Source organism: Chroococcidiopsis sp., assembly GCF_051657925.1.
Lineage (GTDB): Bacteria > Cyanobacteriota > Cyanobacteriia > Cyanobacteriales > Chroococcidiopsidaceae > Chroococcidiopsis.
This window is the reverse complement of record NZ_JBOFLP010000246.1, coordinates 1-11,617: the sequence shown is the minus strand read 5'-3', so window position 1 is coordinate 11,617 and position 11,617 is coordinate 1. Positions and strand designations below refer to the sequence as shown.

The 11,617-nt window shown below is 44.1% G+C and carries 10 protein-coding genes; 4 read left to right on the top strand and 6 right to left on the bottom strand.

The annotated features are described in order from the left end of the window. From ACRC32_RS19875 to ACRC32_RS19860, 4 genes are all read right to left on the bottom strand, one after another. Positions 1–298 (bottom strand): DegT/DnrJ/EryC1/StrS family aminotransferase (locus tag ACRC32_RS19875; protein ID WP_438555596.1); only part of this gene is annotated, 298 nt, incomplete at its 3' end. Then, positions 295–1,422: a Gfo/Idh/MocA family protein gene (locus ACRC32_RS19870; RefSeq protein WP_438555595.1), complete on the bottom strand. Its 1,128-nt coding sequence runs from the start codon at positions 1,420–1,422 to the stop codon at positions 295–297. The genes ACRC32_RS19870 and ACRC32_RS19875, both read right to left, overlap by 4 nt. Before the next feature lie 84 nt (positions 1,423–1,506). Beyond that, positions 1,507–1,815 (bottom strand): hypothetical protein, encoded by a 309-nt coding sequence (locus ACRC32_RS19865; protein ID WP_438555594.1) that lies wholly within the window; start codon positions 1,813–1,815, stop codon positions 1,507–1,509. Then, positions 1,812–2,330, bottom strand: coding sequence for an acyltransferase (locus ACRC32_RS19860; protein WP_438555593.1), 519 nt, complete (start codon positions 2,328–2,330; stop codon positions 1,812–1,814). The genes ACRC32_RS19865 and ACRC32_RS19860 overlap by 4 nt, the downstream gene beginning before the upstream one ends. 115 nt (positions 2,331–2,445) lie before the next feature. Here ACRC32_RS19860 and ACRC32_RS19855 point away from each other — a divergent pair, with 115 nt between their 5' ends. The 4 genes from ACRC32_RS19855 to ACRC32_RS19840 all read left to right on the top strand — a co-directional run bounded on the left by ACRC32_RS19855 (position 2,446) and on the right by ACRC32_RS19840 (position 7,158). Then, entirely contained in the window at positions 2,446–2,625 is a 180-nt protein-coding gene (locus ACRC32_RS19855) for a hypothetical protein (protein WP_438555592.1), read from the top strand. A gap of 16 nt (positions 2,626–2,641) precedes the next feature. Continuing rightward, entirely contained in the window at positions 2,642–2,776 is a 135-nt protein-coding gene (locus tag ACRC32_RS19850) for a hypothetical protein (RefSeq protein WP_438555591.1), read from the top strand. A 790-nt stretch (positions 2,777–3,566) separates the two neighbouring features. Then, positions 3,567–5,840, top strand: coding sequence for a GumC family protein (locus ACRC32_RS19845; RefSeq protein WP_438555590.1), 2,274 nt, complete (start codon positions 3,567–3,569; stop codon positions 5,838–5,840). A gap of 439 nt (positions 5,841–6,279) precedes the next feature. Further along, positions 6,280–7,158, top strand: a complete 879-nt coding sequence (locus ACRC32_RS19840) for a WecB/TagA/CpsF family glycosyltransferase (RefSeq protein ID WP_438555589.1) — start codon at positions 6,280–6,282, stop codon at positions 7,156–7,158. An 82-nt stretch (positions 7,159–7,240) separates the two neighbouring features. On the opposite strand, the gene ileS is transcribed toward ACRC32_RS19840, so the two are convergent. Further along, on the bottom strand, positions 7,241–10,114 hold the full coding sequence (gene ileS, locus ACRC32_RS19835; protein WP_438555597.1) for an isoleucine--tRNA ligase: 2,874 nt from the start codon (positions 10,112–10,114) through the stop codon (positions 7,241–7,243). 371 nt (positions 10,115–10,485) lie between these two features. Next, positions 10,486–11,289: a Ycf66 family protein gene (locus tag ACRC32_RS19830; protein WP_438555588.1), complete on the bottom strand. Its 804-nt coding sequence runs from the start codon at positions 11,287–11,289 to the stop codon at positions 10,486–10,488. Positions 11,290–11,617: the final 328 nt, after the last annotated feature.

Below are 11,617 nucleotides of genomic sequence, written 5' to 3'. Positions count from 1 at the left end.
CCGGAGTGGCTCCGGTGTAACAAATTGCGGCTGTGGTGGCAACAAAAGTGAAAGGAACGGTAATCACTTCGTCACCCGCACCAATACCAGCGGCTAATAGTGCTAGGTGGAGGGCGCTGGTTCCTGTATTGACTGCAATGCCATAATCGGCATTACAGTAATGAGCGAACTCTTCTTCTAAAGCGACGACCTCACTCCCTAGCACAAATTGCGTACTTTCTAAAGCTTTGAAAACAGCAGCATCAATTTCGTCTTTAATGCTCAAATACTGCGCTTTTAGGTCTACGAATGGGATCATACTGCTACCTCCACTCCGCTTAGTTCAACTAATTGACCTTGCTGCTTGATGGACTGGGTAGCAGCCTCTAGAATTCTGACGACCCGCAGTCCTGCTTCCCCATCGGTAATTGGACGTTTGCCTTGCTGGATACAATCAACAAAGTGTAATGCCTCGGTTTGTAACGCTTCAGTCATATCTAACTTTGGCGACCACATATCTCCGGTGCGATAGCCAACTAACATTTGGTAAACGTTCTCAGGACTGCCATTGACTGTAATTCCTTTGTCGTATACCTTAATCTTTTCACTTGGCTCCAAGTCGTCATAACAGATCATTTTTTGACTGCCCCCAAGCAAGGTACGACGAACTTTAACTGGCGCTAGCCAATTCACGTGGATGTGGGCGATCGCGCTGTTATCGAAAAATAATGTTAGGTAGGCAATGTTTTCTGGTTCGCCGGGAATGTGACTCATTCCTGTCGCTGAGACAGCGGTTGGCTTGGCTTGCAACACGTAGTCCATAATCGAGAGGTCGTGGACTGCCAAATCCCAAATCACATTCACATCGTGCTGGAATAGCCCCAAGTTGACCCGGACAGAATCGTAGTAATAAACGTCGCCTATTGCTTTACTAGCAACGAGTTCCTGCATCTTACGGACTGCACCCGTGTACACAAAGGTGTGGTCTACCATCAACACTAGGTTACGCTGTTGAGCTTCCTCAATTAGTCTGATGGCTTGTTCGGAGCTAACAGTCATTGGTTTTTCGACGAGTACGTGTTTGCCAGCCTGCAAAGCTGCCAAGGCTAAGTCGTAATGAGTCGAAACTGGGGTCGCGATCGCGATCGCATCGATTTTTGGATCTGCAAATAAGTCTTGGCTATCTGTCGTCACTTTCACAGATGGGTAACGCGATTGTACTTTAGCCAGCCTTTCTATTTTAAAATCGCTCACGGCTACGACCTTTGCTCCTGGGAGATCGGCAAAGGTACGAACTAAATTGGGACCCCAATAGCCATAGCCTATGACACCAATATTAATTGTATGAATTGCAGAATTTTGCTCATCCGAACAAATATTTCCCCGCTCGGGGTAAGTACTTGAATCGACATTTTGTGTCAAGCGATCGCGAGTATTTGTCATAGGATTAGATTGGTAGAAGTAAATTTACACAACTTCAATTGCCAGAGAAACAACGGTAGCGATCGAGCAACTAGCTAACAGTTTCTAGACCTTACTAAAAGCAATCTTGCTAACTGCAAATTTTCTGAAAAACTGCATTTGTTCGATTTGCGACTCGACAGAAAACAATGAACATCTGCCCTCAAGATTGGGAGCGACAAGTGCAAATAGTTGATTAGAGGGAGAAAAGGCAAGACATACTACGTCCTCGTGTAAAGGACGACCATTCAACCCCAGTTTCACTAAAACGATATCTCTAAGATTTTGAATATTGCGTGTTTGTGTTGTAAATAATGTCTGCTCGGGCTGAGCTTGAGTTATAAGAAATTCATCTAAATTGAATTGTTCGATCATGATCGAATATTTGCTTTTGAGCCGTTATCGATTAATTTGCGTCCATTCGTAGCACTGCCGACCACCCGAGCGGGAACTCCAACTACAGTTGCGCGATCGGGAACATCGCGAGTCACAACTGCTCCAGCACCAACTATGGCACTTTCTCCAATTGTGACTCCTGGCAGGATGGTGGCATTGCTGCCAATAGAAGCACGGCGCTTGACTCTAGTCTTAATGACAGACCAGTCAGCTTCGGTTTGCAGGCTGCTATCTTCGTTGGTGGCGCGAGGGTAAAGGTCGTTGGTGAACATGACTCCATGACCGATAAATACTTCGTCTTCTATAACCACACCCTCGCAGATAAAAGTATGCGACGATACTTTACATCTAGTACCAATAACAGCATTTTTTTGAATTTCGACAAAAGTTCCGATTTTGGTTTCATCCCCAATTTTGCAACCATAAAGATTGACTAACTGTGGATGAAAAATACTCACGCGATCGCCTAGTTCTACATCATGATTTATTGCCATTTTTTCTAGCCGTAATTATAATTAAACCTGAAAAATGCCAATCGATTCATTAAATTTTTCTGAAAATAAAATTTTTTTCCAGTGGCACTGCTTATATATTTCTATTTGACCTTATATGGATGAAGTTGGATTCGGCGAACGACCATTCACTGTCTGCCAGCACGTCGATCCCAGCTCAGCTTATGCAGAAAGTCGCCATGCCAATCTCCTCACCTTGAGTCAGATGGTTGCAGATATGCGCTATGCCATTTGCACGTTTGCCACCCTTGCAGATTGGTTAACCCTACGGCACTGATGTAGCTAATGCAACAATGACTGTACGGCTTAATTCTGCAAATGAGGCAGTCGAGCTGCAATTGAAAAGGTCGTGTAAAGACAGTTTACGATCGCCAGGCGACTGCCATAAAATGCCACAACAGTTTGCGATCGCCAAGCGGCTATTCTAAATTTAAATGCTGTTTCTATCGTCTAACCAGTAAAGTTGAACCTATCCCCGAACATTTGCTTGTACGTGCTGGTAATGCAAGCAAAGATTGCAGTTGCCATCTAGGGGACATCCGGCTCCGGTAGCGCCGTAAGTTCTGCCAGGACTGGCTGATAAGATGACCAAGTATAAATAAATTTCGAGTTGTTACGTACATGTTTCTTAAGTAGCTCTCTCACCCACGATTTTCAACGAACTGCAAGAGCCTCGTCTGAATAGACCGAGAAGAATCGGTCAGTTCAGATCCCTTACCTAGTTTGGTATCGCATCAATTGAGATTCGATCCCATCAGAAGACATTGCTACCTCAGCAGATAACAGTTTCCTCAAACTAGATATTGCAATAGTTAAAAAAACTAACAAATAGAGTAGACGTTTTGGTAGGTTGCATCAAAATCTCGTAGCAAGGATTGCAGAGATTTGTGTATAAGTTCATTCAATCACTCTAGTGATAGATATACAATAAAGAAATAATAAAGATAATGTAAATTTTCTGTGAAGTACTTTACAAGGGACTCAAAAACCGAAATCTTGTTTAAAACAGATTGATAATTTTATGGACTAAGTGGTAGATTTGTACATGCCCTCCCAATCGAGAGTAGCAAGGACTTGTTTTTAGCCGTATACGCACTCAACTCCCTAAAGGAGGGAGAGAAGTGGCGAGTAGACTGTGTATTCAGTTGAGTATCAGGCTGACTTCAGACTTGAGTAAGTTTCTAAGACCCGTTATTAAAAAATAAACAGAGTCTATATATGAGAAATGTTAGCTCCTCTCAACAGTTGCCTGCTCAGACCTACAGCCAGCAACTTCAGCCTCAACCTCAGCTCTACACGACTCAATCTGACGACACCAATGAAGGTGGATTGAATGTCAGTTGGTTGCTAGGAGCGATTCGGCGCAGAATACTAACAATTCTAATCGGCACAACCGCAGTTGCCAGTGTATCTGTATTACTAGCTGCGATCGGTACTCCAACCTATGTCGCTAAGTTCGAGCTGTTAACTGAACCCGTGACTGCTGAAGATAAAGTTGTATCCTCTAAAGAGGAAGAGGAAGAAGAAAAGGATTCTCCAGGGTTGGATGAGACAACTTTGAAGGTTTTACAAAGTCCGAAGTTGATGTCCCCCATTACCCAAAAACTACAGTTGTATTATCCTGGTAGCAGCACGCCTCAATTGAACATCAAGCTGTTGCCCAACACCAATATTTTAGAAGTTAGCTATAAAGATCCTAATTTTGAAAAAGTTCAATTTGTCTTGGACACGGTAGCCGAGGCTTACTTAAAATACAGCCTGGAGGAACGTCAGACAGACGTTAATTTAGGAATTCAGTTTGTCGAATCCCAACTGCCACAATTGCAGAGGCAAGTTGAATTCTTGCAACAGCGCCTCCAAAGTTTTCGGCAACGACATGGTATTGTAAATTCTGACACTCAAGGTCAACAGCTCTCTTATCAGCTCGATCGAATTGAACAGAAGCGACTGGAACTCCAGACTCAGTTATCTAGCAGCGTAGCTTTTTACAATAATCTGTACGAGAAACTGCGATTGCAGGCAGATACAGCGGCAGCAATTACTGAACTAAGCGAATCGTCTCACTATCTGAAGCTGTTCAACTTACTCCAAGATGTAGAAACTAAAATTGCGGCGAAATCGTCTCGGTACAAAGAGGATAGTCCTGAATTTCAATCTCTGTTAGCTCAACAACAGCAGTTACTGCAAGCTGTCAGAAAAGAGGAACGGCGAATCGTGGGAGATCGATTGCCAAATGAAACGGCAGACTTAATAGATACAGCCTCTCCCGGTTCGGCTCGTTTAAGAGAAATTCAAAAATTGACTAATGCTGCCAAGCAAATTCAGTCCTTAAAAGCGCAAGACTACACGCTCAGCAAGTCCGAGAACTTGTTAAGACAACAAGCTAAACAATTTCCGATAATTATTCGCCAGAAAGATGACTTAGAGCGGCAGTTAAGAATTGCTTCCGATAACTTAAACCACTTTTTAACCAAGCGCGAAGCACTACGAATTGATGCTGCGCAAAAGCAAGTACCTTGGCAAATACTCACTCCTCCTAGCGAACCTCAAAATACCGCACCTAGCGTTCAGCGTAATTTAGTTTTAGGCACAGCTTTAGGTTTATTAGTCAGTTTTGGAGTTGCTCTGCTTGTAGATAAACTCAACAACGTTTTTTACAACTCTGAAGAAATTAAAGATAAGACCAAATTGCTAATTTTAGGTGAAATTCCTAGCGTGAAGTTTGAGCGAAATGGCAAACTGGGGCAAAAAACTGAGGTATCTGATTTCTGGGAGGCTTTCCGATCTCTTTACACGAACGTTTCTTTTCTCGATATTAATGGGACAATTCGTTCTCTAGCAATCGTCTCAGCCGCTCCCGAAGATGGTAAATCGACAATTGCATTGTATTTAGCTCAGACAGCAGCAGCAATGGGTAAAAGAGTTTTATTGGTAGACGCAAATTTGCGTACTCCTGCCATTCATAAAATGTTAAATTTATCCAACTCGCAAGGACTGAGCAATGCGATCGCCGAAGGTTTAAACTTTCAGTATGCGATCCAACAAGTGCGTAATAGCTCTGAGGAGGCTGAGGATCATGGAGCTGTTCAAGAGGCCATAGCACAGAGCAGAGAAATATCCAAGGATAACTTGTTTATCTTAACCGCTGGTTCAATTCCCCCAAATCCATCGATCCTACTGTCATCGCCGCAAATGCAAAGCTTGGCAGAGCAACTGGAACAAGCTTTCGATTTAGTTATATATGATACATCTCACTTGATTGGTTTTGCTGATGCAAATCTTTTAGCTAGGCATGTGGATGCTAGTATTTTGACTGTAAACATGGGCAAAACAAACTGTTCTGCTCTAGCGAAGGCATTAGAGCAGTTAAACTTTTCTGCCACACCAGTTTTAGGTGCAGTTGCTAGCGGTATTCAAAGACAGCCGAATAAACTAAGCTTTCTGTCAAAGCGTCAGTATGGCGCTCGCTTGTTCGCGATCGATCGCGCCTGAAACTTAGATTATTGTATTTAGATTAAACTTACCAATCTTTTCTTGGTAAGCACCATACATTACGCTTGCAAAATAATCAGAATAAATGGCAAGCTTGCATCTAATTTGATTTCCTTAAGATACAGTTAAATTAAGCTATGAAAGAGTAAAAATAGAGAGCTTTAGTGATACTTTAATAAGTATAAGTTGTCAAAGACTTTGATTATTTAAATTAAAGGAATTCTGCTAAAGTTTCGGTTGAGTAATAGATCGAACAAATTCTAAATGAATCGGTAAAATACTATCAGTTTGCGAGAGGCATTCAACCTGCTTCTGCGAACTATGTCAGAGATTAACAGCCGAGTTCGACTATTTTTTGTGCGTGCGGAAATGGCTTTATACATTTACGCACAGCCAGGATTGTTAACTGAGGTTCCACATTGCTGGCAATAGAGAAATAATGAAAAATACACGACAATCCACGCTAAATAATAGAGAATTATTTAGCGAACAACATCAAATTCAAAATCAATCCTTTGAAACTCTAGATTTAGAATTTAGAGTATTAAAAGTTTATAGAAAACTTGACGTGATCGATTCACCTGTTAGTGCTTTACCGTTTGAATCGCAAATTAACTTAATTTTAGAGTGGGCAACGAGTAAAGTTAGTAAATTTGTTTGTGTGGCTAACACTCATATGCTAGTAGAAGCTTACTGGCATCCAGAGTTTGCCACAGTTTTGAAGAATGCAGACCTTGTGACTCCTGATGGAATGCCTTTAGTCTGGATGTTGAAGTTGTTGGGAGCGCGTACCCAAAATCGTGTTGCGGGAATAGATATTCTTTTATCTTTATGTAAACTCGCTCCTTTGAAGAACGTAAGTATATTTTTCTTAGGTTCTGAAACACCAGTTTTAGATAAGATGAGAGAGCGCTTGGCGCAGGATTTCCCTAACTTGAAGATTGCTGGTATGGAGCCTTTGCCGTTCCGTCCACTAACGCGCGCAGAAGATGAAGCTTTGGTTGAAAGAATTCATCACAGTGGTGCTGGGATCGTTTTGGTTGCTTTAGGTTGCCCGAAACAGGAATATTGGATGCAGCAACATCAAGGCAAAATCCGAGCAGTAACGATCGGTTTGGGGGGAGCATTTCCTGTCTATGCAGGAGATCGACAAAGAGCTCCCCATTGGTTGCGTTTTGGTGGCGGTGAGTGGTTGTATCGGTTACTGCAAGAACCGCTGAGACTATCGCGTCGATATGGTCAAACTATCCCAGTATTTACTTTGCTAGCTTTAAAGCAAATACTATTGTGTTACTTAGCAAAATCTCAAGGTTCATGAGATTTGATGGTGTAGCGATCGCTAGTCAGTGGTAGTTTGCAAATAACTAAGTAAATAACTAACGATAGCTAACAAACAAAAATTAAAATTCTCCTGCGAGAGCGGGAATACATCGTTCGCACAAGAGCGGATGTGCTGGAGATGCGCCGACATGTATGGAATAATTCCAACAGCGATCGCATTTTTTCCCATCAGCTTTAGCGACCCCAATTCCCAAAGCTTCAGATTGGAAATTATATTTCAATTCTGTTAGGGTTGCGGGAGTATCGAGCAATTCTACCCCAGAAGTGATGAATAAATAGCGTAACTCATCAACACCGTTGGAATGAGTAGATGGCTGTGCGTCCGTATTGGGGTTTAAAAATTGCAGGCGTTGTCGCAAATTAGTATCGGCAACATATAACAGCACCTTTGCTTCGAGAGAAGAACCGATCGCCTTTTCGGTACGTGCTTGTTCTAATACCTTATTCACTTCCGTGCGGAGTTGGCGCAACTGAACCCAAGATTCTGCCAGCTCTGAATTTTGCCATTTGTCCTCTAACTTCACCCAGCCGGATTCAAATACAGATTCATGCGACGTGGGGTAGGGGAGATATTGCCAGATATCCTCTGCCATGTGACACAATACAGGGGCGATCGCTTTGGCTAAGTTTTCTAGGGCAATCTGCAACACTGTTTGACAGCTGCGACGGCGAAACGAATTAGCGGCACTGATATACAGCCGATCCTTGGCAATATCTAAATAGAAACTGGATAAATCTACGACACAGAAATTCTGCACGGTTTGGAAAAAACGGAAGAATTGGTATTTGTCAAAAGCTTGGGTTACCTCAGTAAATACTTCCGTCATCCGGTGCAGCATATAACGATCCAATTCTGGTAACTGCTCGTATGGTACTGCATCCCGACTGGGATCGAAATCGTGCAGATTTCCTAGTAAGAAACGAGCCGTGTTGCGAATTTTATTTCTCGCATCTGCTAGCTGCTTCAAGATATTTTTACTGATCGGCACGTCGGCGGAATAATCTACCGAAGACACCCACAACCGCAATACATCTGCACCGTAGGGTGGTTCCTCTTTTTGATTCTTACCCCCGTCAATAACTACCGCCGGATCGACTCCATTTCCCAAAGACTTGCTCATCTTACGCCCTTGTTCGTCTACGGTGTAGCCGTGAGTCAAAACAGTTTTGTAAGGTGCGTGACCGTTGGTCGCAACGCTCGTGAGCAAACTAGACTGGAACCAACCGCGATGCTGATCCGATCCTTCCAGGTAAAGATCGGCTGGATAGGATAATTCCGGTCGCTGTTGAAGGACAGCCGCCCAAGAGGAACCAGAATCAAACCAAACATCCATCGTATCCATACCTTTACGGTATTTTCGCCCGTTATCGCGATACTTTTCTGGGAGCAACTCTTCTACCGACATTTCCCACCAAGCATCCGAGCCTTTTTCGGCAAAGATATTTTGGACGCGAGCAATCGTCTCTTCATTCAGTAGCGGTTCCCCAGTTTCTTCATCGTAGAAGACGGGAATTGGTACGCCCCAACTGCGCTGGCGGGAGATACACCAGTCAGAACGCTCGGCTACCATTGCGGTGATGCGGTTTTCTCCTTGAGCGGGAATCCACCGGACATGGGCGATTTCTTGCAGGGCTGCATCTCGAAATCCTTCTACCGACGCAAACCATTGCTCGGTTGCCCGCAAAATCACGGGTTTTTTCGTCCGCCAATCGTAGGGATACTTGTGGACGTATGGTTCTTCCTTCAGCAGCGAACCAGCTTGTTCTAAAGCTTGAACGACTGCGGCGTTACCTTCCCCTAATACGTTGAGCTTGGCAAATTGTCCGGCTTCTGCGGTAAAGTTACCATCGGCATCAACGGGAGAGAGAATCGGCAAATTATAGCGCATCCCCACTTGATAGTCTTCTTGTCCGTGTCCTGGTGCAGTGTGGACGAGTCCCGTACCGGATTCTGTCGTCACGTAGTCGCCGCCAATGACAATTGGATTTTCGCGATCGCACAATGGATGGCGATACTTGCAGTGTTCTAGTTCGTAGCCTTTAAGTGTGGTTTTGACAGTTAGTTGAGCGCCAAGTGTTGCAGACAGTCTTTCAACTAAATCTGCTGCTACGATGAGGTATTTGGTAGTTGGTAGTTGGTAGTTGGTAGTTGGTTGGTTTTCGACTCCCGACTCCCGACTCCCGACTTCCACCACCGCGTAATTTAATTCGGGATTGACCGCAACTGCTAAGTTAGCTGGAATTGTCCACGGGGTTGTCGTCCAGATGGCTACCCAGAGATGGGGGAGGAAGGATTTGAGTTTGGGGAAAGCTGATGGCTCGATGTGAGTTATCGGGAAAGCCGCATAGAGGCTGCGGGAGGTGTGTCCTTCGGGATACTCTAGTTCTGCTTCGGCTAGGGCGGTTTTCGAGCTGGGACTCCAGTAAACGGGTTTGAAGCCACGATAGATGTAGCCTTTTAAAACCATTTGCCCGAATACGCCGATTTGGGCAGCTTCATATTTTGGTTTTAGAGTCAAATAGGAGTTTTCCCAATCGCCGACAACACCCCAACGTTTGAGACTGGCGCATTGTTCTTGCATTGCTTTGAGGGCGAAGTCCCGTGCTTTGTGGCGCAGTTCCAAAGGTGTGAGCGAGGCGCGTTCCTGCGGCTTCATGCTTTGGATGACTTTGAGTTCGATGGGCAATCCGTGACAGTCCCAACCATGAATGCAGCGAACTTTACGCCCTTGTTGGAGTTGATAGCGATTGATAATGTCTTTGAGGATTTTATTCAGGGCGTGACCGATGTGTAACGAACCGTTGGCGTAGGGGGGTCCGTCGTGTAAAGTGAAAATCTCGCCAGAATTTTGCTGTGACAGGCGATCGTAAATTTGATTATCTGCCCAAAACTTTTGGATCTCTGGCTCGCGCTTGGTAGCATTTGCCCGCATGTCAAATTTTGTCTTGGGCAAGTTTACGGTGTCTTTGTAAGAAACGGGCGGCGAGGTTTCCTCGCCGGTATTAGTCTCGTAACTTCCTGGTTCTGTCACAGCTTTGATTTCTAGAATAGGGGCAAGGTTATTCAACTATTTTAGAAGTATTTCTGCGGAAGGATAAGTCCCGTTACAGTTCAATGCAGGCGATCGCATTTTATTTGTAGATGCAGCCATCAATATAACTTCATTTTTTGCGTTGAAAGACAACCATTACCCCTTCCCCAGCAAATGCGATCGTGTCAAATAAAACACATGAATACATACAATACATGAGTGTACGGCTATATATGGTTACAAAGTATTGCTGGGAAACAGGTTCTTATGACTTACGACTTCTCGTCGGTTTCTGGTGGAGAAGCTGGTTGATGCTTTTCTTCTGCATCTTCAATTGCAGCTTCTACTAATTCGGGACTAGGGGGATCGGGACGGTGTAATTTAGAGATCTCATCCTCTGAAGATGATTCAGTTTCAGTTTCAGTGGTAGTCGATTCTTCTAGTTGGGTGGTTTCGACTGGGGTAGCTGCTACAATTTCTGGGCTTGGTTGAGCTTCGGGATCGACAATGTTAGATTCTGCTGGAGGAATCACTTCCACTTCTGAGGCGATTTTTTCTTCAAAGGTAGACGCTGACTCAGTTGTTTCTGGGGCTACAGGGGTTCGATTATCGACAATTTCTACAGTAGGAGTAGATTCCACTAGCGGTGTCGGAACTTCCTTGACCTCACTCTTGGGTTTTAGCTGTTCTTTAGCTGCGGTAGCTTTACTAGTTGCCTTCTTGCCCAACTGGGACAGCTTTTGTAGGGGTGAGATTTTGGTGACTTGCTCTTGAACGTTGCTTTTTACCTGTGCTGCGCTAGGTACTGCTGTTTGTTGCTGTTGAGGAGTTAATTGGCGGCGTAACTGTAGAGTTTGAAACGCATACCAACCTAGTAACACGACTCCAGCGACTTGACCTAATAGGAGTCCTCCTGTAATCTGCTTGGCACATACCCATAAGACTAAAGCATAGAACAACCCTACGCCGCTCCAATAGATATCGTTTTTGCGACCAATTTCTGGGAAGAAAAAGGCGGCTAAGTAGATGCCAAGACTACCAATAGCAACAGCTAACGCAAGGATGTATGCAAGCATTTCTCATCTACTCCTAACTTAGAGTGTTTTCTGTGGATGTCTGCTGGGGGTGTTTTTTCAACTAGCTACCTCTACCATTTTGCGGGAGATTGTTGACTTAGATACAAAACAAAAATTAATTCTCTGGATCTACTTACCAGGTTGACATTTTTACCCTAGTGTTGTTCTCTGCTGTATGGGCGATACTGTGGTACGGGTAATGCCGTGGCGCTTGCACAATGGAGGCTTCCCGATTAAATTGATGTTAGTCCGTAGCTTGTTAGTTATGAGTAGCTGAAAAAGCTGGTAGTGAGAGAACGATCGCTCTTATCTTTGCTGAAATCAAGAC